Consider the following 22,199-nt stretch of genomic DNA (forward strand, 5'->3'; position numbering starts at 1 on the left):
ACGCCCGCGAGACCGGGCGAAGGTGCCGGGCACCGGTCAGGAACCGATGAGTGCCGCCACGGGCGGAATCACCAGGTACCGTTCCGTGCAGGCACCGGCCCGGCTCCCGCACGGACGGAACCGCCGAATGCCGCCCCGCACGGGAACGGGCGGGCGTCGTCTCACGCCCGGTCGCCCGGCGTGACATCGCGGAAGTCGTTCAGCCAGTCGCCCGGGACCAGGTCGCGGATGCCGTCGAGGGCCTCCTCGGTCCGGCCCCGGGCGTACAGGGCGGCCCCGTCGTCGTCACGGAGCAGGACGCCGGAGCCGAGGAACCAGCGGGTGCCGGCCTCTTTCTCGCAGGCCGGGTAGGCGGGGAAGGGAAGCCGGACGCACTTCTGCTGCAGCAGCCCGGCGCCGTGTTCGTCGAAGTCGACCAGGAAGTCGCAGAGTTCGTCATCCGCCTGCACGGACTCCGAGAGAACCATCTCGACGAGAGCCAGGGAGAGCCGGTCCAGCCAGGCTTCCCACCGCCCGGCGCTTTTGTCGGCCAGATCCGCCCGGACGAACACGGCAGGGTCCTCCTCGTCCAGCGCTTCGAGGAGGATGCCCCAGGAAGCGGCCCCCTGGTTCTCGTGCCGGAAGACCAGAGCCTCCCGGCCGCCGTCCACGTACAGTTCGGACGGAGCGAGCAGGATGTCATGGTTGCCGGTGAGATCCGTACGGCGGCCGAACAGCAGATACGCCTCCCGCAGTGCCGGGGCAGCCGGAACCCCAATCCCTCCTCCGCCGCCACGAGATCGGCTTCGGTCAGGCCGTCCTCGTCACCGAGCGGCTCTGCCCAGTGTGCCGCGAAACCGCGGACGAACTCCCGGACGCTGCCCGCCCCGCCGTCGCGAACAACGGAAGCGAGCGACTGAACCATGTCGAACTCGTATGCCATGCGGCGACGATATATCGACCTGGTCAGGGCGTCCGCAGAGGACCGGACAGCATGCCGTCAGCAGCGCGCCCGCCACCACGGACAGCCCGGTGCCGACGTCCGACGGGGCCCATGGCGGCGGTGAGGAGGAATACGATCATGACGCGTCCGAGGATCCGTGGCGCCGCATTTGTGATCAGGGAGCGCGTCGTTCTCGAAGCGCTGGTGGAGCGGCCACATCGACGACCTCGGATTCCGTCTCGCCCGGACACACTGAGCCCGGGGCATCGAACACCCGGCCCGAGCGATTCGTGTCGCACCGTACGAAAGATGGAGACATGGCCAAACAGCGCATCACCGTCTGCATCCCGCCCTGCGCCCCCGAGGACCTCCATCGGGCCATCGGGCAGGCCATGGCCCCGTTCGACTGCAACCGCCCGGACTGCCCCGACCCGGACTGGGTGGGGGAGTGGGACTACTGGTTCGTGTCCGGTGCCGGATGCCTGTTCGCCGTGCTCCCCGGACACGAGCAGGACCCGAGGCTCGTCCGCCACGACGAGTGGAAGAAGTCGCAGGTTGATCCGCCGCCCTTCCGGTGCCACGGCGGGCCGCGCGGGCTGCTCGACCTCGACGTGGACCGCAACGAGACCGCCACGCGGTCCCGCGCCCTGTGGAGCGCGTACCAGAATTTCGCAGCCGCATACCCGTCGGCCCTGCCCTACGGGTTCTTCGCGACCAGGGCTCACATCGACCCGGTGACCCACCCGCGCGAGCGGGTCGTCGAGGAGTTCGTCGGGCAGCCGCTCATCCGGGCCCTCGCCGAGGACCCGGACCTCGAGGCCCGGTTCACCGGCGACCCGGTCGCGCATTTCGGCGACGACCCCGAGGCGTTCGTCGCCGGACGTGTCGCCGAGGTCCTGCCCACACCCACGCTGCTCACCCTGGACGGGCGCTGGATCGAGAGCGGCGGCACCGAGTACCTCCGGATTTTCAACGAGCACCTGGAATCCCTGCCGGCCGACACCATGGTCGTCCGGGTGCTCTACCACTCCTGAGGCCCTGTCCGACCCGGGACGGTACAGGGCCCCGCCGCGGGGATCGCGGTTCCGGACACGAAGCTCAACGGGTGCCCGGCCGACGCGCGGCGACCGCGGCGTACGGCGACCGCTGCCGCGCGGCCGGGAACTGTTGGGGCGTCCGCCGGGGCTCGGGCCTTCTCTGCGGCATCGGCCGGTGGCCCCTGCTCACGGGGCCAGGTCGTGCCCGGGTGATCCTGCAGAGCTTTTGCGACCAGGTCGTGGATGAGGTACTCGCCGGGGGCCCGGTTCTCCTTGAGACGGGGAAGGTCGCCCGGACCGAACCAGTCGTGGGCGGTGTGCTTGGACCACTCCGGGGAGGGGCGGTCCAGATCGCCGTCGACCTCGACGAGGTAATCGGCCTCGCGCCGCTTTCCGGCACCGTCGTCGCCGGTCCAGGTGGTGACCCCGAGCAGGCGCCGGACGTGACGCAGACGCCAGCCGGTCTCCTCCTCGATCTCGCGGGCGAGGGCGTCCAGCAACGATTCGCCGGGTTCGACGTGGCCGCCGACGATGTCCCAGCAGCCGGGGAAGAGCCGCCTGTGGGGGCTGCGCTTCTGGGCGAAGGCTTTGCCGTCCCGGTTGAGGACGACCGCTCCGACCGCCCAGACTTCGCCGTCGGCCGGCACGGGTATCTCGACGTCGGCCTCCACGGTCACGTGGCGTTGGTTGTCCGGCATGCCCTCACTGTAGGCCGTGCGCGGTCGACTGCTCCTGGCCCGGCATGCTGACCACGGCATGGCGGGGCGGTCCTTGTCTCGCCACGTCCGAGGCAGCGTGGTTGCGCAAGCCATCGGTACGCCCCGAATGGCCGATACCGGAAGAGACGCCCCTCCGTTCACGGATTCTCAGTACGGTGCCATCACCAAGTCACCGATGGTTGTGGCCAGGACGAGGGCAGGCCCTGCCCCGTTCCGGCCGTTCATCGGATTGGATTACGGGCTGAACCGGTGAGACCGCAGGCTGCCGAGCAGAGCCGAGCCGGACCGCCCCGACCAACCGCAGGTGCCGGGCGCTCGACGGGCCCAGCGGGGTACGCCGTGCCGACCCGCACCGACGAGGACCGTGTCCGCCGCTTCGTCCTGGAGGCCCTGGAACAAACGTGCCGAAGGCCGCCCTCATGCGCCCCTCCTCACGCCTACGGCCTGTCCGGCCGGCATGTTCCTGCTTCCTGTCGGTGTCGTCGGTTCCGCCCTGGGCAGTGTGGTTTCACGGAGGCCAAGTGGGAACGGCTTCGGCCGCTCGTACCGGCCGACGAGAAGCGCGGACGACGACAAGGGGCAGAGGCATGGGTACCGCCGACGGGACGGCTACGGCACTGGTGGTACAGCACGAGTCCGGAGGGGGACTGGGCCGTTGGACGACCTGGCTGACGGAGCGGGGCGTGGCGGCGCATGTGGTCCGGGCATACGAGGGCGCCCCGCTTCCGGACCGGCTGGAACACCCCGCGCTCATCGTTCTCGGCGGCGCCTGCCTACCCGACGACGATGCCCTCGCACCCTGGCTGCCCGCGACCCGGGCCCTCGTACGTCAGGCCCTTGCCGAAGAGACGCCGACGTTCGGCATCTGCCTCGGGGGCCAGATGCTCGCTCACGTCGCCGGTGGCCAAGTACGTGGGAAACATGGAACACCCGAGTTCGGCAGCACCCGGCTCAGCCTGCGCCCCGAGGCAGCCGGGGACCCGCTGTTTCACGGGCTGCCCGCACACCCTCCGGCCATCGAGAACCATGTCGACGCCATCACCGAGCTTCCCCCCGGCGCCCACTGGCTGGTCCGCAGCGAGCACTGCCCCTACCAGGGATTCCGAATCGGTTCCGCGGCATGGGGCGTGCAGTTTCATCCGGAGACCACGGCTGAGCGGATCCGCGGCTGGAACCGCGACCGGTTGAAGCGAAACGGCGCTCCATCCCCAAAGACCCTGCACGCTCTGGCGCTACGAGACGAGCCGGCAGCCACCGACACCTGGCGCACCGTCGCCCACCGCTTCGCGGACATCGTGACCGCAAGGGCCCGGCGGCCGGGGCCACAGAGCCCCTGAACGAACTCGTGCCCCCTCGTCGGTGAAACCGGCGGGGGCTTCGGCCTGGACTTGCGCCGGGACTTCTGCGTCGGGGCCCGTCGTCGGTCCCGACGCGCCACCGCCGATCACGCACGAGTACGTCAGCCCTCCCGGCCCTCCTGGAGCCCGGAGGACAGCCCCTCCAGATCTCCCTCGATCCCCTCGGCGTTCAGGAACGACAGGCCCAGCGCATCGTCCGAACCGTCCCGCCGACCATCCGGTCCGCGCAGGGCCTGTTCGGCCCAGATACACTTCCCGGTCCGCGTGTACCGCGCGCCCCACCGCCGGGAGAGCGCATTCACCAACTGCAGACCGCGGCCCCCCTCGTCGGTCTCCTTCGCCCGACGGATACGGGGCATCGTCAGGCTGTTGTCGAAGACCTCGCAGATCAGCTCGGCGGCACGGAGCAGACGCAGATGGACCGGGCCTTTGGCGTGGCGCACGACGTTGCCGACCATCTCGCTGGCCAGGAGCTCCGTGGTGGGTGTCAGTTCGTCGAGGCCCCAGGCGGAGAGCTGCTCACGGACGTGCCGGCGGGCCTGACCGGCCGCCTTCGGACCCTCGGGGAGCGACCAGGAGGCCATGCTGTCGTCGGCCAGGGCATGCAGCCGGGCGATGAGGAGCGCCGCGTCGTCGGCCGTCCGGTGCTCGACCGGGAGCAGACCGGCCGTCACGGTGTCGCACAGGCGCTCCAGGTCCGCGGCGGTGCCCTCCTCGTGGGCCGTGCGCAGGAGTTGGGCCAGCCTGGTCATACCCTGGTCGATCTCCCGGTTCGCCGACTCGACCAGCCCGTCGGTGTAGAGCACGAGCAGGCTTTCCGCAGGCACTCTCACCTCGACCGTCTCGAAGGGCGGCTCCGCCGCACCCAGTGGCGGGTCGGCCGACAACTGCGGGAAGTGCACCGAGCCGTCGGGGTGGACCATCGCAGGCGGTGGGTGCCCCGCGCGGGCGATGGAGCAGATCTGCGTGGTGGAGTCGTAGAGCGCGTACAGGCAGGTGACGTACCACTCCTCGCCCATGCCGCCGACGATGTCGTTGAGGTGGCCCATGATCTCGTCGGGGGGCAGTTCGAGGTCGGCCAGAGTGTGGAGGGCGGTGCGCAGACGGCCCATCGTGGCCGCCTCGGGCAGGCCGTGGCCCATGACGTCGCCGACGACCAGGGCGACCTGCCCGCCGGAGAGCGGGATGATGTCGTACCAGTCGCCCCCCACGTCCATGCCCTGGCCGGCGGGGAGATAACGCGCGGCGGCCGTGCAGGTCGACAGGGGCGGCAGGTCCTGGGGCAACAGGCTGCGCTGGAGCTCCCGGGAGCGGGTGTGCTCGGCGTCGTAGAGCCGGGCCCGCTCCAGGGCCTGCGAGACGAGAGCGCTGATCGTGGTCAGCAGGATGCGTTCCTCGGGAGTGAGGCGGCGAGGCTGGTCGAAGGCCACGACGCACACTCCGAACGTACGGCCTGACGCGGTCAGCGGCAGGAACGCCCACGCCTGCTTGGCGGACAGCGCGCCCAGACGAGCGAGTTCGGACCCGTACGCGGCGAGTTCGCGCCCCGTCGACAGGAACAGGGGCGTGCCGGACAGGATCGTGCTCCAGGGCGGCTCGTCCGGTGCCCGCAGATGACCGTCGACGGCTTCGAGGAAGTCCTCCGGGTAACCGAACGCGCCGACATTGCGAAGCCGGTCGTCCTCGATGGCCTGCACCAGGAGTCCGGTGGCCGAGAACGGGGGGAGCGCGCGCCAGGCGACGGCGTCCACCACGTCCTGCGAGGTCGTCGCCTTGGCGAGCGCCGTGGTCAGTTCCGTGATGTGCGCCGCTCGCTCGCACGCGGCGCGCTCGGCCTCCTCCCGCTCCTCCTGCATCCGCCGCTGCTCGGTGACGTCCGCGAGGTAGACGGTCCGGCCGTCGGATCCGGGCACCAGCCGCAGGTGGTAGCTGCGCCCGGTGTCCGGCATGCGCACATCGAAGCCGGAGGGCTTCTCCTCGGTCGCGGCCTGCCGGCAGCGGGTCTCCAGGTCCGGAATCTGCCGCAGGGCGGGCAGCTCCCACAACAGACGCCCGAGCAGTTCCTCCTCGGAGCAGCCCAGCGCGCCTTCCGCCTCCAGGTTGGCGAAGGTGATCCGCCACTCGTCGTCCACCGCCAGGAACCCGTCGCTCATGTGGCGCAGGGCCCGGCCGAGTGCGTCATGGGCGGAACGCTCGCGGCTCTCCCACCCCACGCCGGTCATGCGGAGGGGATCGCCCTTCTCGTCGTAGGCCACTCTGCCCCGGGTCTGTGCCCAGCGGTACGTGCCGTCCGCGCGCCGCACCCGGTACTCGGCCTCGAACACGGAGTGGTCGCGGATCGCGCGGTCCGCCGCCGCCAGCGCGGGTGGCAGGTCGTCGGGGTGGACGGCCCGCATCCAGTCCTCGATCATGCCGGTGAAATCGGCGGGCTTGGTGATGTAGAGCTCCAGGGCCGCCTCGTCCATGCTCAGCTCGTCGGTTTGGATGTTCCAGTCCCACGACCCGACCCTGATCTCCTTCAGGGCCTGCCGGAGGCGCTCACCACCGTGCTCGGCCCGGTGGGGGCCGGGCGGTGGTGCCTGGCCCAGGCGTTCCTCGGTCCAGGCGACCAGGGCCCGCAGGAAGTCCCACTGCTTCGGTGTGGGCTCGCCCCGCTCGCCCGTCAGTACGGTGAGCACGCCGATGCTGCGGTCCCCACCGGACAACGGCAACGCGGCCAGGCCGGTGCCGGGCCAGGCGACGTCGGCAGGCATGGCGGGCTTGGCGGTCTTCGACGGCACCCATACGCCCGTGTTCTGTCGCAGGACGCGGGCGTGAGGCAGTGGGCCCTCCTGGTCGATGATCTCCCAGGAACGGGTGAGGTCGGGAGGAAGGCCTACCGCCGACACCAGGCGCAGCGCGGACGTGGGACCGCGAAAATGAACCGTTCCGCCCAGCGCGCCCAGCTCGCCCATGGCGTGCTGCAGCGCCAGCCGGAACACTTCACTTTCCGTGATGCCGTGAGCCACTGCGCTGAGCAAGGCCAGCCGTGCGTTCATAATGCGGATTTTATCGTTTTCATGGCATTTGGAGCCAAGTCGCGCCGGACGTCCCTTCTGCCCCTGGGGCATGCCGGGATCGGCGGAGACGTGGGTCCCGGGCCGAGCCGATGGGGGATGCGCCGGATTGCGGTGCCTTTCGGGGTACCGGCCGACGGTTCTTTCGTCACGCTCCGTGCCGAGGGTGCCGCAGGGGGGGTTCTCGGCGAGAGCAAGCGGGGGCCTGTGGTCGGTGACCCCCGCGATTCCCCGGCCGCCTCGCCGCCCGCTCTCGCCCCGCCCGACGATCCACCGGCGTGTGCAGGGCAGTCACAAGGCGGGCAGCTCGTGCTCGTCGACAGACGCATGACGAACGTGTCCCCCCTCACGGCCGGGGCGATCATGCCGGGGGTGGAGGCGACGATCGCCTCGATGGCGTTGTGGGCGGTGTTCACGGCGACCGGTAGCCGTGAACGGTGGCCGGGGCGGGCGAGGCGAGTGGTTCAGCGGGGTCGGGGCGGTGCTCGGTGATCCAGCGGGCGGCGAGGAGGCCGGATGCGGCGGTGAGGACGGCGGCGGCGATGACGGTGGCGTTCAGGCCGAAGGCGTCGGCGAGGAGGCCGGCGACGAGGGCGCCGGCGGCGTAGCCGACGTCGCGCCAGAAACGGTAGGTGCCGAGTGCGTTGGCCCGCCAGGCGGGGTGGGCGTGGTCGGAGACGGAGGCGATGAGGGCCGGGTAGACCATGGCGGTGCCGAGTCCGAGGGCGACGGCGGACAGGATTCCTGCCAGGAGTGGAGTGTCCAGCAGGGTGAGGGCGAGGACGAATCCGGTGGCTTGGACGAACATGCCGGTGACGATGAGGGGTTTGCGGCCGATGCGGTCGGCGAGGTGGCCGGTGGGGATCTGGCCGAGGCCCCACAGGATCGGGTAGAGACCCTTGATCAGGCCGACGGCGGCCAGGCCGAGCCCGTGGTGGGTGAACAGCAGGGGGAAGACGCCCCAGGTCAGGCCGTCGTTGAGGTTGTTGACCAGGCCGGCCTGGCTGGCCCCGCGCAGGGAGCGGTGGTGCCAGGAGGTGCGGGCGAACGTGGCGGCCGGTCCGGTGTTCTCGCCGGTGGGCAGGGGCTTGGTGTGGTGGGTGAGTTCGAGCGCGACGTGGGCGGCGGTGTCCCGTACGACGAGGGCCAGGGCGAGGCCGGCGGCGACGAAGACGACGCCGACGAGCTCCGGGACGGGGCGCAGGCCGTAGCCGGTGGCGAGATAGCCGGTGACCAGGGCGGTGGCGCCGACAGCGGTGTAGCCGGCGGCCTCGTTCAGGCCGGTGGCCAGACCGCGGCGGGCGGGCCCCACGAGGTCGATCTTCATGTTGACCGTCATCGACCAGGCCAGGCCCTGGTTGAGGCCGAGCAGGACGTTCGCGGCGACGATCCACCCCCATGACGGCGCCCAGGCGAGGACGAAGGGCACGGGGACACCGATCAGCCAGCCGACGACAAGAAGCTGTTTGCGGCGGAAGCGGGCTGTCAGGGCCCCGGCGGCCAGGTTGGTCAGTGCCTTGGTGAGGCCGAAGGCGATGATGAAGGAGAAGACAGCCAAGTCGCTGGTCAGGCCGAAGGTGTCGGTGCCGATGAGCGGCACGGTGGTTCGCTCCAGCCCCACCAGGCCGCCCACGGCGATGTTGACGACGACGAGCAGGGAGAACTGGAGCCAGTTCTCCCGCAGGCCGAGCCGGACGGGCCGCCCGGAGGTATCGGTCGGCGTGGCGACCGTGGACGTGGCGTTCACGAGCGGATCTCCTCCGGGCCTTGACGAGGCGGTGGCAAGCGGGGGCGGGGGCCGGGCGCGGCGCCGGGCATCCGCCGATGCGCAGGTACCGGTCGCATGTCTTGTGCAGGCGGTCACGCGTCGCCCCCAGCGCGGCCTCCCGGGCGGACCCGATCAGCCAGGAAGCGCGTATCTGCAGTTCAGGATACCCCGCCGGGTATAAGAGGTCGGACTTCGAGAGGGGTGTCACGCTGTGACCCAAGATACCCGCAGGGGTATTTGACTTGTCCGCGGCCTCGGGCTTACGGTCGAGTACATGAATACCCGGGGGGGTATCGAAGCAAGGAGTGCCCCGATGCGTGAAGTGGGTCTGGATGTCCTCGCAGCCGAACTCGCTCACGGTGCGTTCGTCATCGACGTCCGTGAGCCCTACGAGTACACGGCCGACCACGTGCCGGGAGCGCCGAGCACTCCGCTGTCCGCGCCCGGAACCGTCCTCGGTGAACTGCCCGGCGACCGTCCCGTGCACGTGATCTGCGCCAGTGGCAACCGGAGCGCCCGGCCCGCCGAACACCTCACAGTCTTTGGGGTGGACGCGGTGTCCGTCGCGGGTGGCACCGCGGGCCGGGCCCGCACGGCTCGTCCGCTCGTGCGCGGCACGGCCGTGCACGGCGCCTGAACTCCCGGGGCCGCCGAACCCGGATCCGTACCCGGGCCCGCCCACCGGGCGTGTGGCCCCCAGCACTCTCGCGCCCATCCCGGGGCGCGCGTTCCTCGAGAAGGGATTGCCGTGTTCTTCACCCAGTACTACCTCGACTGCCTCTCCCAGGCGTCCTACATGATCGCCGACGAGACCACGGGGCAGGCCGTGGTCGTCGACCCGCGACGGGACGTCTCCGAGTACCTGGCCGACGCCTCCGCGCACGGATTCACGGTGGTCGGCGTGATCAACACGCACTTCCACGCCGACTTCGTCGCCGGCCACCTGGAAATGGCGGACGAGACCGGCGCCTGGATCGGTTACGGCCGGCAGGCCGAGACCGAGTACCCGATCCGCAAGCTCGCCGAGGGCGAGCGGATCTCCCTCGGCGACGTCACCCTGGAGATCCTGGAGACCCCCGGGCACACTCCGGAGTCGATCAGCGTCCTCGTGTACGAGCGGGCCGAGGACGAGATGCCGTACGGCGTCCTGACCGGCGACGCACTGTTCATCGGCGACGTCGGCCGCCCCGACCTGCTCGCCTCCGTCGGCGTCACCGCCGAGGAGCTGGGCGCGATGCTCCACGACAGCGTGCAGAACAAACTGATGGGGCTCGCCGACGAGGTGCGGGTCTTCCCCGCGCACGGAGCCGGCTCCGCCTGCGGCAAGAACCTGTCGACGAAGAAGCAGTCGACCATCGGCGAGCAGCGGGCGACCAACTACGCCTGCGCCCCGATGGGCCGCCAGGAGTTCGTCGCACTCGTCACCGCAGGCCAGTCGGCCGCACCCGGCTACTTCGCGTACGACGCCGAGCTCAACCGCAAGGACCGGGCCCGCTACGACGCGTCGGCCCCTCGCCCGTTGGCGCTCGCCGAGTTCAGTGAACTGCGGGCCGCCGGCGCGGTCGTGGTGGACGCACGCGATCCACAGGAGTTCGCAGCCGGGCACCTGCGCGGCGCGGTGAACATCCCCGCCGACGGCCGCTTCGCCGAGCAGGCCGGAACCGTCCTCCACCCGGCCGCCGAGCTGGTCGTCATGGCGCCGCAGAACCGGGAGGAGGAGGTCGTCACCCGCCTCGCCCGGATCGGTTTCGACCGGGTCGTCGGCTACCTGCGCAACCCCGAGGACGCTCTGGAGGCACTGGCCGACGAGGTCACTTCCGCGAGCCGGGTCACCGCGGCGCACCTGCGCACCGCCCTCGCGGGCGAGCACCCGCCGGTCGTCGTGGACGCGCGCACCTGCGGCGAGCGCGAGGCGAACGGATTCATCGGGTCCGCCCTCCACATCCCGCTCAGCGAACTCCCGCACCGTGCACACGAACTGCCCGCCGACCGGCCCCTGGTCCTGCACTGCGCCGGTGGTCACCGCTCCTCCATCGCCGCCAGCCTGCTGCGACAGCGCGGCTTCCAGGACGTCTCCGACATCCTCGGCGGATACGCCGCCTGGGCCCTGACGGCGGAATCGGCGACCGCGGCTGCCAACGCCTGACCACCGCACCTCCGTCCCCGGGGCCCCGCCGAACGCAGGAGCCCCTCACACCTCCGCGCATACCCCGGGTATACGCGGGCGAATGGAAGTGGAATCCCATGAGCACCACCCCCGCACCCACCCCCTCCCTCACCCCCGCCGTACTGCACAGGCTCGTCCAGGAAAGGAGGGCCCCGCGCCTGCTCGACGTGCGCACGCCCGGTGAGTTCCGCACGGCACACATCCCGGGCTCGTACAACGTTCCCCTGGGCACCCTGCGCGAGCACCGCGCCGAACTCCTGGCCCACCTCGACGAGGACGTCGTGCTCGTCTGCCGCTCCGGGGCCCGTGCCGCCCAGGCCGAGAAGGCCCTCGCCGAGGCCGGCCTGCCGAACCTCCGCGTCCTGGAGGGCGGCATCGTCGCCTGGGAGGCGGTCGGCGCGCCCGTCAACAGGGGCCCCGAGCGGTGGGAGATGGAGCGCCAGGTCCGGCTCGTGGCCGGCTCGATCGTCCTGGCAACCGGCCTCGTCGGCATCTTCGTGCCGGGCGCGCACCTGATCGGCACCGCTGTCGGCGCGGGCCTGACCTACGCGGCCGTCAGCAACTCGTGCACCATGGGCGTGCTGCTGTCCAAACTGCCGTACAACCGCGGGCCGCGCCCCGACATCCGCGCGGTGATCGCGGAGCTGCGAAGCACACAGTGACCGTCCTGGTCGTCGTGGCATCCCTGCTCACCGGCGACAGCTTCGGCACTCTGGGCGGGGGAGGCTCATGAGCCGTATCCCGCAGGACGCGCTGCGCACGGCGTTCGGCCGGTTCGTTTTCATGCCCCAGGGCGTTCTTGGCAGGAAAAGGAGGATCTCGTGCAGGTGGACGAAGAATCGGTACAGCCTGTCCTGAACCGTCTGCGGCGAGCTCAGGGACAGCTGGCCGCGGTGATCACGATGGTCGAGTCCGGCCGCGACTGCAAGGACGTCGTGACCCAGCTCGCCGCCGTCTCACGGGCCCTGGACCGGGCCGGGTTCAAGATCGTGGCCGGCGGGATGCGGCAGTGCCTCAGCGGCGACTTCGACACCCCGCCCATGTCGCGGGAGGAACTGGAGAAACTCTTCCTCGCCCTCGCCTGACCCCGCCCGGCCGGTCGGCACCACCACCGGCCGACCGGACGGGCGGGGTCAGCGGGGCGGTTTCGCGGGCCGCCGCACGGCAGATCGCAGCAGGAGGAAGAAGACCAGGCTCACCCGCTTCAACGGGCGGTGGAGTGAAGCCATGCCGGGCTTCTGTTGTGCTGGTGCCTCGACCCGCATGGCGCTAGCGTCGGGCCCCATGATTGTATGGCTCAACGGTACCCACGGCGCGGGCAAGACGACGACCAGTGCACTCGTGCAGCAGCTGATCCCGGATTCACGGGTGTTCGACGCGGAGAAGGTCGGCGAGACACTCATGGACATCACGCCGGGGCTGCCCTGGACGGGCAACTTCCAGCACTGGCCGCCGTGGCGACCGCTCGTCGTCGAGACCGCCCGCCACGTACTCGACTACACCGGCGGCACCCTGGTGATCCCCATGACCGTCCTGACCGAGCAGTACTGGCGCGAGATCAGCACAGGCCTCGCCCAACACGCCATTCCAGTACGGCACTTCGTCCTTCACGCCGACCAGGAAACCCTCCGCGGGCGCATCGAGGGGGACACCCTCATGGGTCCCTCCTCGTTCCGTCTCGAACACCTCGAACCCTACGCCAAGGCCGCCCGCACCTGGCTGCACGCCGAGGCCGAGGTCGTCGACACCACGCACCTCACGCCCGCCCAGGCCGCCCTGCAGATCGCAGAGGCCGTCAAGCAATGAGGTCCGCCCCCACCCGGAACAGACGCAGGTAGCAACAGGGAACGGCCTTCCGGTGCCGGACAGCGCGAACGGGCCTCATCAGGGACCCGGATCGGCCCGGCACTCGGTGTCATCTGCTCCGAAAAGTCGCATCCGGGGGGGCAAGACGCCGGGCGGTGGCCCTCGGCGATCACGAGCCGTATTTCGCGCGCCCTGCACGCACCCCGCACCCTACGATCACCCGACAGGGCTGCTGAAGGGGGCAGAAGTGCTGGAGAATGTCGAGAACGGGAGAGCGGCAGCGGCACGACTCGCAGGAGGTGCGCCGCTTCGAAGCACGCTTGATGTCGCCGACCCCAACCACTGGCTCGCGCTGGACGCCGCAGTACGTGAGGTGGCCTGGTACCGCTCCCAGCCCCTGCCGGAGTGGGAGCACTCCGCCCCGCTGCCCGCCGACCCGGCCCGGCTCGACGAATCCCGGCTCGCACTCGCCCTCTGCCACCGCGACGGGCGGATCCGCCAGGAGGCGGTGCGCCGATCGGCCCGATACCCCGGCCTGCTGCCATTGGTCGTGATCCGCTGCGCCGATTGGGCGGGCCCGGTGAGGGAGCACGCCCGACAGCTGCTGCGCGAGGCCCTGGACGTGGACACAGCCCTCGACCTCGCGCCGCTGATCCTCCGCGTCGGACGCCGCGACAGAGGTGCCTTCGGCGTCGATGTACTCGGTCAGACCCTGCGCCGGGCATCCCGCGAACAGCTCGCGACTCTCTTCGTCGCCCCCGACCGCATCGTCCGGCGGCTCGCGTACCGGCTGGCGGTCGAGGGCCGACTGCTCCGTCCCGCCGAACTGGCCCGCGCGGCTGCCCGGAACGAGGACACCGTGATCCAGGACCTGTGCGCCACAGCAGCGCTCACGGCTCCGGGGAACGAGGAGGCGTACGAAGACGTGCTGCTTCCACTGCTGTCCGCGCGCAACCCGCGTACCCGTTCGGCCGGCGTCACCGGGCTGCGCCGGGCGGGGCAGCCAGAACGGGCGGAGCCGTTCCTCGGCGACCGGTCCGCGCTCGTGCGTGCTTGCGCCAGATACGTCGTACGACAGCATGGAGGCGATCCGGCGGCCTGGTACCGCAAGCGGTGCACGGAACCGGACCACCTCGATCTGCCGCCCGGCGCGGTCATCGGGCTGGCCGAGTGCGGAAACCGCACGGACGCCGGGCTGCTGCGGACGCTGCTCGCACACCCGGTTGCCGGGGCGCGAGCGCGGGCGGTGGCCGGGCTGAGGGCCTTGGACTGCGTGGACGCGGAACAACTGCGGCCGCTCCTCGACGACCCTGCCGCCGCTGTCGCACGCGAGACGGCCGTCGCCCTGCTGCCGTGGGCAAAGGAACTGCCCGCCGACTGGCTGCTGGAACGCACCGGTTCCCAGCAGCCGCGGCACGTCCGGGTCAGTGCCTTCCGGCTGCTCGACGCGCACGGCGGCCTCATGGCGCTGCGGGCGGCTGTCGGCCTTTTGGAGGACCCGGACGTAAAGCTGCGTACCTGGGCCGGGCAATCCGTGCAACGCTGGCACCCGTCGCCGGACCTGCGGTCCTGCGGTGCGGAAGTGGGGGAACTCCTCGACCGGAGCCGACACCTCTTCAGCGACTACGTCCTGCGCCGACGCAAGCGGGAAGCCGGAGTGGACGGCTGAGCGCACCTGGTGATGCACAGGACTCAGCAGCTCCTGGTGGATAGCGACGCCGGATACCGGATAGCAGCAGGGCCACGCTCACTGGCCAATTGAAGCGCTCAGCCGCACCGGCCGTGGCTGAGCACTTCAATTAGCCACAGATTGCTGACACGCTGACCAGCGCACGACGCGTCAGAACCTCCTTGCGCAGCGGTACCGCACAACTTTGGATCGTGTCCTATGCGGTGAGTCGGACGAGTCGCTTGTAGCAGCAGACGGCCGCGGCAAGTCCGAGGAATGCAGGTAGTTGCGGGGATGGCGTTCGTAGCAGTGGTTAAGCCGACGGTAACCGGTCAGCCACGACATCGTCCGCTCGATTACCCGCCTTCGGGGGCCGAGCCGTTCGCCGGATGCAATGCCTTGCATGCGATGTGGATACCGATGTGCTTGCCCCGTAACCATCCCCTGGTGACCGGCGACCATGGGCTTCAGCGCGACGCTGCCGTGGACGTCGGCCGCAAAGACACCGACGACCAGGGGCAGTCCGTTCGCGGCCGACAGGACGTGCATCTTGGAACCCGGCCTGCCCCGGTCCACGGGGCTCGGACCTGTGAGTTCGCCCCTTTCCCGCCCTCACGTGGGCGGAGTCGAGGACGGTGCGCGACAGGTCGAGCAGGTCGGCGTCGTCCAGCCGGTGCAGAATCTCCTTGTGCAGCCGGCTCCACACGCCGGCCCGTGACCAGATCAGGAATCTGCGATGGGCGGTCGACTTCGATATACCGAAGCACGGCGGCAGGGCTCGCCAGGCACAGCCGCTGACCAGGGCGTAGACGATCGCGGCGAACGGCGTCTCCTCAGGCGTGTCCTGCTTCCCGCCGCCCTGCGGCCGCACTTTCGACGGCGGGATCAACGGCTTCGCGATTTCTCACAGCCCATCCGGAACAATCCAACCCCACGTCCCCCGCCCCATGACAAGCCCAACAACCCCCTCACCACATAGGACACGGTCTTTACTGGTCGTTTCAGAGTGATGTCCGGAGTCGTCTCAAGCAGATGATGCTGCAGGCGAGTTGGAGCAGTCCCACATGTGGACCGGCCCGTATCCCGTGTCTCGTAGCGGATTCGGAGCCGTTTGAGCTGGTGGGGCTGTGCGAAGATCCGCTCGACGGCCCAGCGGGTCCTGTCCGGGCCGGAGCCGTGGGCTGTGCCCTTGCGGGCGGTCTTCGGTGGGATGCCGCGGGCCCGGAGGAGACGGCGGTGCTTGTCGTGGTCGGCGAGCAGCTGGCCCGGCCGGTGTCTCGGCCGCCCGCACACCCCGCGGATGTGGGATGTCGCGGGCGGCAGTGGCGTCAGCTGGGTGACGTCGTGACGATTTCCGCTGGTGAGCGAGACGGCCGAGGGGGTGCCGTGCCGGCCGGCGATCAGGTGGTGCCTGCTGCCCGGACGCGCGCGGTCGACCGGCGAAGAGCCGGTGCGAGCCCCCTTCGAGGGCCCGGAGACGAGAGCCGTCGACCGCCGCGTCGGTCTTGTCCGGCAGGTCCGCGGCCCGCAGCCCGGCCGGCAGTACCTCGTGCGGCTGCGGCCGGACACCGGCCCCGGTCCCGCAGCCGACATTCCCCCATCCGGTGCCCAGTCACCACCCACCTCAATCGCACCAACCGATTGGACCGGTCATGCCCAAGTGCCCCGACTACGAAGTCACCCCGCTCCTCGACGACATGTCCGGCGCCTCATCTGGTCCCGCATCTCTGTCATGCCAGGCATGGCCCTCCACGAGGACGGTGTGCGCCGTCTGGTTCTCGACGCCTGGTTCAGCCCCGCCGACGAGTACAGCGAGCGGCAGAACCTCTTGGTCGTCACTCTCTCGACGACATCATGCGCCTTCACGACGCCTGGAACTGTGCGCGCACCGTCGAACTGGCGCAGCGCACCACGATCAAGGCCGAATGCCCGCAGCCGAGCAAGCGCCGGTGGTGGCTCGCGGCCAGCCTCGACGGCCACCACGGAGGCTATGCCGGAGCGAACGGATTCCGCGAGGTGAGCAGTGCACCATTTGCGCCCCGTTCCCCCTCGACCCCGCCCGGCTGAACTTCGACCCGTGCCGCAACGCCCACGCCTGGAACCAGGTCGGGGACTGGCAGTGCCATGCGCCCAGCACGACGGGCCGCCACTACGGCCTCGGAGTGATCGCGAGGGACGAAGCAGCTTCTTGGTCCACCCGCCCCCGCGCCCGGATCGAGATCGTGGCCGCCCTGCCTCGGGTTCACCGACTGTCGTCGGCTCCCACATGGAACCTCGTCAGCGCAAAGAGGATCACGAGGTCGAGTGCCATGACGGGAATGGCCCACGCCGGGTAGTACGGAACGAACATGAACTGAGTGATCAGGCTGATCCCCGCCACCGCCACACCGGCCCCCCGGCCCCAGCTCTTGTTCGTCAGGATCGCCAGGCCTGCGGCCACGAGCGCCACACCGACCACGAGGTGGATCACGCCCCAGGCAGTGAGATCGAACCGGTAGGCGTACCGGGTCGAAGCGGCGAACAGGTTGTCCTCTGCGATACCCGACGCACCCACGAGAATGCTGAGCGGCCCGCTGAGCATCAACAGGGCCCCGGCTACCTGGGACGCACTATCGACCTTCGCACTGCCGGACCCCCTGTGCCCCGGCGGTGTCTTGTTCGGCATCGCTGTCATGGCCGTCGCCTTCCTGTACAGCGCGGCTACCGACACACTTGGCCCGTGCGAGACAGCCACGTTCCTCTGCCAGGATCACCGCAATTCCCCGGCACCGCCACCGCACCCCACCACGAAGAGGCCGACGGATGCCGACACGGCCCGTGCAGGAACGATGTCCCCTCAGCGCGTACCGGCAATGATCGGCGGCCTCAGCAAAGGACTGGTCTCACCGTGCCAGACGATGGCGAGCACCTCCCTGTCTGCGGTCATTACCGCGATGAAGAACGGTGAGCGGGCCTGCTTGCGCTCTGTCTGGTACCGGGCCGGACCTGTCCGGTGCCGCGGGCGCCTTGGAGGGGCGTTATGAGGTTGTCCGGGTGCGCAAGGGTGGTGGTATGGGCCTGGTGTATCGGGTCCGGCGTCTGGTGGGCGACCGATCTGGCGGTGGAGTGCCCGCAGGCGGAACTCTTCCGTACCGGTGCGCAGCGGGACCTGTTCACGGCCGGGGTGGAGATCTGGGTGTTGCGGGGCCTGTATCCGAACGTGTGTGCCTGCCGCTGCGTACGTGTTCTGGACGGGCTTCTGCGGGTGTTCGCCGGGTACGTTGCCGACGGCAGCCTGCGTGACTGGATCGACGGCCGCCGCTTGTACGCGGGTGACCCGGCCGGCGCGCTTGCCCGCGCTCTCGACCTGGCGGTGCAGTCTGCCTGGGGGCTGGACCACGCGCACGGGCGGGGGGGTGGTGCACCAGGGCGTTCGAGCCCGTCGGCGTACTGCTCGACGCCCCCGTGGGCGGGGTCGTCGTGAAGGTGACCGGCTTCGGCCCGGCCCGGGTGCGGGTCACAGCCACGGGGCCGGTGCCCACGGGCATCCCGGCAGGCACGGGCGTGCTGGTGTCCAGCTGGGGTCTGACGCCCGCCCACGCCTCGCCCGAGCAGGGGACGGGCATGCAGGTGGGCCGGCGTTCCGACATCTGCAGCCTGGCCGTGTCCGTGCTGGAGATGTTCGCCGGCGGGATCAGCTGGATGTTCGGTGCCGTGGGCGGTGAGGCGTCGGCCATCCGGCGCAGGCGGGCCGAGCCCGGCATGCCCGGCCTGTCGTGCGGGCTTGCCGATCTGCTGGAGCGGAGCCTGAGCCCGGGCCCGGCCGCGCGGCCCTCCTCCATGGGCGAGTTCGCCGGTGAACTCGTCGAGCTCTACCGGCGAGTGACCGGGTCCCCGTATCCGCGGCCGGTCCCGGCGGCCGCGGACCTGCGGGCCGACGAGCTCAACAACCGCGGGGTCTCCCTGCTGGACCTCGGCCGTCCGGCCGATGCTGGCGAGGCGTTCGCCACCGCGCTCGCCGTCGATCCGCAGCACCTGAACGCCACGTACAACCCCGGTCTGCTGCGATGGCGGCGCGGCGAGATCACCGACGAGGACCTCCTCGTGGCGCTCGACGCGGTGGCCGCCGGGCAGTCCGGACCCGGCGATGCCAGCCGACTCCTCGCCGGGGTGCACCGGGAACGCGGCGACCACGACGGGGCCGACGCGCCGCTCGGCCGACAGCCGGCGGTCCGGTCCGGCGGGTCGAGCGGCACGCGCCGCGTTGCTTGGTGCACCCATCAGGAGCGCGGCGCGGTGCACGACCCGTTCTTCGACATGGAGGCCACGCCGGCCTCGCCGTCGGCCCGGGTCTGCTTCACCGACGACGCCACACGCGCGGTCAGTGTGTGCGACGGGGTGCGGCGGGTGTGGGACGTCCATGAGGGGCGCTGACCGCGGGAGGTGGCGGCACCGGTCGACCCGAAGGAGGAGCCCGTCAGGCTCAGCATCAGCGGTGACGGCCGGTACGCGATCACCGCCGGGCTGTACACCGTGCGGTTCTGGGACCTGGCCGAGGGGCGCTGCCTGCGGGTTTTCGACGGCCGCCGAGAGGGGCTGGACCGGATACTCCGCTGGCCGAACTCGGTGTGCCTCAGCGGTGACGGACGGGTCGCCGTGGCGGCGTACCACGGCGGGGTCGTGCTCGTGTGGGACTTTCCCGGTGGTGCGCTCCGGCTGGTCCTCGACGGGCACGACAGCAGGGCGGCGGCGATCGGTCACGACGGGCGACTCGTGCTCGGCGCGGGCCGTGCGGACGGCACGGCACGGCACGAGTGTGGGACGTGGCGACGGGCCGCAGCCGCGTGCACAAAGCAGGAACCACGCCGGGCCGGCGGCCCGATTCACCAGCCCCGCCGCCCGGCCCGCAGGGAAGACCAGGGCATCGTGGAAACGGCGGCCGCGGCCGAGACAGTGACACGACTGTGCCCGGGGCGCAGAAGGCCGGGGTGAAAGGCGATCAGAGGTTGAGAGGATGTTTCCCCGAAAAGCACGTTGTGGCAGGGGAGTTGGGGGTTAGCGGGTCAGTTGCTTCCAGCGCTTGTGGTCGGCGAGGGCGTGTTCGACGGTGATGCGGTCGGACGAGTGCCGGTGCCGGTGGCGTTCCCAGCGGGCGTGTACGGGTGGAAGTGCGCTGTTGTTCGGCTTCATCGGTGGTGTTATTGCCTGGCCCGGGTGACCACGTCGTGGACCGGGGCAGCCGTCGTCCGGGAGAACCTCCACGTCGGGGAAATGCTGGAAGCAGATGCTGGTGCCTTCGTTACGCGCAGCGGTGGCGTCGTGCATCCGGCCAGGTCGCGGGGCGTCGGCCCATAACGTGCGGTCTCTGTGGCCGGCGATCACGGTGGCCGAATGAACCAGAACGCGATTGCCGGTTGCGAGGCCGGCTTCGGACGCAGTGACGCGAGTTGTTCTCCAGACGAAGCGGTCCGGGTCGTCCTGGGGCAGCCAGTCGGCCGGTGGCGGGGCAGCGGCAGGACCGGATGCGGGTCGTACGCTCTGAACTGTTCTCCACCTCTGGTGGCTCGGCCTTGAGCCGCCCATTCCCGCCACTCGCACCGGGATCCTTCCGTGCCTGTGATCACCAACTGGAGGCGGAGTGCTGTCTGGTCGGGCAATCCGTGCAACGCTGGCGTCCGTCGCCGGACATGCGGTCCTGCGGTGTGGAGGTGGGGGAACTCCTCGACCGGAGCCGACATCTCTTCAGCGGCTACGTCCTGCGCCGACGCAAGTGGGAAGCCGGAGTGGACGGCTGAGCGCACCTGGTGATGCACAGGGCTCGGCAGCTCCTGGTGGGTAGCGACACCGGGTGCCGGACAGCAGCAGGGTCACAGAATGCCAACATGTTGATCAGCGCACGTCGTGTCAGAATCCTCTTGCGCAGCGGGATTGCACAACTTACTGGTCATTGGGACCAGGGGATGCGGCGGTACGCGGCGAACTCGTGGCCGCGATCGGCGAACACCCCTGTCCAATGACACGGTGCTGCTCGATCAGCCCGTGCTACGAAGCATGACAAGGACGACTTCCGCGTTACAGCCCGGCAGGGCTCCGGTGCGCCTGAGGGGGTTGAGGGGTTGGAGGGGCACAGGTAGTAGTCCCGTGCAGCCTGTCCCAACTGTCACAATCCTCAAGACGGGCCACAACCCATGGATCGCCTTGAAGTACGTCGGGAAGCCGTGTGGTTGTGTCTATCGCTGCCGCTGAGAGCTGATGGGCAGTGAGCCCTTCGCAATCCCGCAGATCGGCGGCGCGTAGATCGGTCTGCACCAATACTGCTTCGTTCATGTGGGCGCCGCGCAGGTCAGCAGCGAACAACCCTACGCCGTCCAGGCGGGCCTCGCCCAGCCAGGCGAGACAGAGGTCTGCATAGTTGAGGATTGACCGTCGGAAGTCCACTCCTCGCAAGTCGGCCCTGCGCAGGTCGGTTGAGGTCAGAAACATCCACGACAGACTGGGCGGAGAGTCGAACTCGAAGTGCCGCAAGCTGAGTCCGGCCAACCCTGCACTGCGCAAATCCACACGGCGCGATTCGTGCCGGTCTGGACGTCGGGCAAGAACGTTGGCTGCGGCCTGAAGGTCGGCGGGGAGCTCGATGCCCCAAGCAACGTCATGGTATGACGGGTTCCGCTCGTGGGGCAGAGCCAGAGAGGCACTTGATGTACCGCGGTGTGTGGTGTGGCGGATGAATCCGGCCAGGATATTCACGATAGCTGTGTGATCTTGTGGGGATTCGGCCAGTACATGCTCCAGGCTGTACACACCGCCGAGTCGTACTTCGATTTTGTCGGAAGCGAGCTGCTCGATGGCAGCGCGGAATCGCTCTGTCACCTGGCCTCGGCGGGACAGCGCGTATGAGCGCGCTGTATACACCAGGCCGGCCAGAACAGAGATCCCTGCGAGCGCCGCCAGCACCGTTTGCCGCACAGCGTTGACTGCGTCAGCACGATCCTTGCCTGTCAGTACGCGCACGGTGTCGCCAGCAACCAGCCATGACAATGGCCCGAGCACCAGAAGAACAACAGCAACCGCGAGGGGCACTCCGGCCGCGAATACAAGTGCAGACCGATTGCACCTCACCCATGTGGTGATGCGACGCCAGTTCATCAGCCTCAACCCCCGGTTGCCCCATCCTTACTGCGCTTCATGATCACACGCAGCACCATCGCGGGGAAGCCAGAAGTGCACGCTGACAAGGACTTTGTTGTCGTGTTCTGGGTGGGGGTGGTGGTTTCGGGGGGTTGGGGGGTTTGGTTTTGTGTTGGTTTGTTTCGGGGTTTTTGTGGTTGGTGTGGGTTTTGGTGTTGTTGTTCTGGTTGGTTTTCGTTCTGGGGGGTGTGGTGGTTATGGGTGGGGCTCGCGGGGAGTCGTTCCTTGGGTGTGGGGTGGGTGCTTGTCTTTCGTGCTGGTGGCTGGTCCTGTGTCTGGTCGTTCGGATGTGGCCGGGTCTCGCAGGTGGTTCCTGGGCTGGGTCTTGTGTGGCAGGGGGTGGTGCGCTGCTGTTTTTCCGTTGTTTTGTTGTGGGTGGGGGAGGGTTTTTGGTTGTGGGTCTGGGGGGTGGTGGTGTGGGTCTGGGGGGTGGTGGGGGCTTGCCCCCGAATCTTGGACACTCGAGACACTTGGATCTTGAGTCCAGGAGGACGGATGTCCCGTGGTCATGAAGCACTGTCCGCCGGAGT

The 22,199-nt window shown here is 69.7% G+C and carries 18 protein-coding genes and 4 pseudogenes; 13 read left to right on the top strand and 9 right to left on the bottom strand.

Going from position 1 to position 22,199, the window contains the following annotated elements:
• Window positions 1–161: 161 nt before the first annotated feature.
• Window positions 162–650 (bottom strand): hypothetical protein, encoded by a 489-nt coding sequence (locus ACWCXX_RS19675; protein WP_451128847.1) that lies wholly within the window; start codon window positions 648–650, stop codon window positions 162–164.
• A 589-nt stretch (window positions 651–1,239) separates the two neighbouring features.
• Here ACWCXX_RS19675 and ACWCXX_RS19680 point away from each other — a divergent pair.
• A complete protein-coding gene (locus ACWCXX_RS19680) occupies window positions 1,240–1,956 on the top strand; it encodes a hypothetical protein (protein ID WP_451128849.1) in 717 nt (238 codons plus the stop codon).
• 209 nt (window positions 1,957–2,165) lie between these two features.
• Here ACWCXX_RS19680 and ACWCXX_RS19685 read toward each other — a convergent pair.
• Window positions 2,166–2,657 (bottom strand): annotated as a pseudogene (locus tag ACWCXX_RS19685) (NUDIX hydrolase); the annotation flags it as partial.
• Between the two features lie 608 nt (window positions 2,658–3,265).
• Between ACWCXX_RS19685 and ACWCXX_RS19690 the strand changes: the two are divergent.
• Window positions 3,266–4,015 carry a type 1 glutamine amidotransferase gene (locus tag ACWCXX_RS19690; RefSeq protein WP_451128853.1) on the top strand — a complete coding sequence of 250 codons (750 nt, stop codon included), beginning with the start codon at window positions 3,266–3,268 and terminating at the stop codon, window positions 4,013–4,015.
• A gap of 122 nt (window positions 4,016–4,137) precedes the next feature.
• Here ACWCXX_RS19690 and ACWCXX_RS19695 read toward each other — a convergent pair whose 3' ends face one another.
• Window positions 4,138–7,074 (bottom strand): SpoIIE family protein phosphatase, encoded by a 2,937-nt coding sequence (locus tag ACWCXX_RS19695; protein ID WP_451128855.1) that lies wholly within the window; start codon window positions 7,072–7,074, stop codon window positions 4,138–4,140.
• Window positions 7,075–7,504: 430 nt separating this feature from the next.
• Complete coding sequence (locus ACWCXX_RS19700; protein WP_451128857.1) at window positions 7,505–8,839, bottom strand: MFS transporter; 1,335 nt, start codon at window positions 8,837–8,839, stop codon at window positions 7,505–7,507.
• A 334-nt stretch (window positions 8,840–9,173) separates the two neighbouring features.
• Here ACWCXX_RS19700 and ACWCXX_RS19705 point away from each other — a divergent pair, with 334 nt between their 5' ends.
• The 6 genes from ACWCXX_RS19705 to ACWCXX_RS19730 all read left to right on the top strand — a co-directional run bounded on the left by ACWCXX_RS19705 (window position 9,174) and on the right by ACWCXX_RS19730 (window position 14,502).
• Window positions 9,174–9,497 carry a rhodanese-like domain-containing protein gene (locus tag ACWCXX_RS19705; RefSeq protein WP_451128859.1) on the top strand — a complete coding sequence of 108 codons (324 nt, stop codon included), beginning with the start codon at window positions 9,174–9,176 and terminating at the stop codon, window positions 9,495–9,497.
• 111 nt (window positions 9,498–9,608) lie between these two features.
• A complete protein-coding gene (locus ACWCXX_RS19710) occupies window positions 9,609–11,006 on the top strand; it encodes a rhodanese-like domain-containing protein (protein ID WP_451128861.1) in 1,398 nt (465 codons plus the stop codon).
• Between the two features lie 98 nt (window positions 11,007–11,104).
• Window positions 11,105–11,689: a rhodanese-like domain-containing protein gene (locus ACWCXX_RS19715; RefSeq protein WP_451128863.1), complete on the top strand. Its 585-nt coding sequence runs from the start codon at window positions 11,105–11,107 to the stop codon at window positions 11,687–11,689.
• A gap of 159 nt (window positions 11,690–11,848) precedes the next feature.
• Window positions 11,849–12,112, top strand: coding sequence for a metal-sensitive transcriptional regulator (locus ACWCXX_RS19720; RefSeq protein ID WP_451128865.1), 264 nt, complete (start codon window positions 11,849–11,851; stop codon window positions 12,110–12,112).
• 199 nt (window positions 12,113–12,311) lie between these two features.
• Window positions 12,312–12,833 (top strand): ATP-binding protein, encoded by a 522-nt coding sequence (locus ACWCXX_RS19725; protein WP_451128867.1) that lies wholly within the window; start codon window positions 12,312–12,314, stop codon window positions 12,831–12,833.
• Window positions 12,834–13,080: 247 nt separating this feature from the next.
• On the top strand, window positions 13,081–14,502 hold the full coding sequence (locus tag ACWCXX_RS19730; RefSeq protein WP_451128869.1) for a hypothetical protein: 1,422 nt from the start codon (window positions 13,081–13,083) through the stop codon (window positions 14,500–14,502).
• A 217-nt stretch (window positions 14,503–14,719) separates the two neighbouring features.
• Here ACWCXX_RS19730 and ACWCXX_RS19735 read toward each other — a convergent pair.
• Together ACWCXX_RS19735 and ACWCXX_RS19740 are read right to left on the bottom strand one after the other, a co-directional pair.
• A pseudogene (locus tag ACWCXX_RS19735) lies at window positions 14,720–15,403 on the bottom strand (transposase).
• A 100-nt stretch (window positions 15,404–15,503) separates the two neighbouring features.
• Window positions 15,504–16,081 (bottom strand): annotated as a pseudogene (locus tag ACWCXX_RS19740) (transposase); the annotation flags it as partial.
• 275 nt (window positions 16,082–16,356) lie between these two features.
• On the opposite strand from ACWCXX_RS19740, the gene ACWCXX_RS19745 reads away from it, so the two are divergent.
• The gene (locus tag ACWCXX_RS19745; protein ID WP_451128871.1) at window positions 16,357–16,569 is read left to right on the top strand and encodes a hypothetical protein; all 213 of its coding nucleotides are present in this window, start codon (window positions 16,357–16,359) and stop codon (window positions 16,567–16,569) included.
• A gap of 175 nt (window positions 16,570–16,744) precedes the next feature.
• Here ACWCXX_RS19745 and ACWCXX_RS19750 read toward each other — a convergent pair whose 3' ends face one another.
• On the bottom strand, window positions 16,745–17,176 hold the full coding sequence (locus ACWCXX_RS19750; RefSeq protein WP_451128873.1) for a DUF7144 family membrane protein: 432 nt from the start codon (window positions 17,174–17,176) through the stop codon (window positions 16,745–16,747).
• A 369-nt stretch (window positions 17,177–17,545) separates the two neighbouring features.
• Here ACWCXX_RS19750 and ACWCXX_RS19755 point away from each other — a divergent pair, with 369 nt between their 5' ends.
• Genes ACWCXX_RS19755 through ACWCXX_RS19765 form a run of 3 tightly spaced genes read left to right on the top strand, consistent with a single transcriptional unit; the run spans window position 17,546 to window position 19,473 of the window.
• On the top strand, window positions 17,546–17,965 hold the full coding sequence (locus ACWCXX_RS19755; protein ID WP_451128875.1) for a hypothetical protein: 420 nt from the start codon (window positions 17,546–17,548) through the stop codon (window positions 17,963–17,965).
• A complete protein-coding gene (locus ACWCXX_RS19760; protein ID WP_451128877.1) occupies window positions 17,947–18,915 on the top strand; it encodes a hypothetical protein in 969 nt (322 codons plus the stop codon). Before ACWCXX_RS19755 ends, ACWCXX_RS19760 begins: the two co-directional genes overlap by 19 nt.
• A 9-nt stretch (window positions 18,916–18,924) precedes the next feature.
• Window positions 18,925–19,473: a WD40 repeat domain-containing protein gene (locus tag ACWCXX_RS19765; protein WP_451128879.1), complete on the top strand. Its 549-nt coding sequence runs from the start codon at window positions 18,925–18,927 to the stop codon at window positions 19,471–19,473.
• Between the two features lie 66 nt (window positions 19,474–19,539).
• Here the strand turns inward: ACWCXX_RS19765 and ACWCXX_RS19770 are convergent.
• Window positions 19,540–19,869, bottom strand: a pseudogene (locus ACWCXX_RS19770) (transposase family protein); the annotation flags it as partial.
• 272 nt (window positions 19,870–20,141) lie between these two features.
• On the opposite strand from ACWCXX_RS19770, the gene ACWCXX_RS19775 reads away from it, so the two are divergent.
• Entirely contained in the window at window positions 20,142–20,276 is a 135-nt protein-coding gene (locus tag ACWCXX_RS19775; protein ID WP_451128881.1) for a hypothetical protein, read from the top strand.
• Window positions 20,277–20,553: 277 nt separating this feature from the next.
• Here ACWCXX_RS19775 and ACWCXX_RS19780 read toward each other — a convergent pair whose 3' ends face one another.
• Window positions 20,554–21,627 (bottom strand): pentapeptide repeat-containing protein, encoded by a 1,074-nt coding sequence (locus tag ACWCXX_RS19780; RefSeq protein WP_451128883.1) that lies wholly within the window; start codon window positions 21,625–21,627, stop codon window positions 20,554–20,556.
• Between the last annotated feature and the right edge of the window lie 572 nt (window positions 21,628–22,199).

Source organism: Streptomyces sp. NPDC001732, from assembly GCF_053596315.1.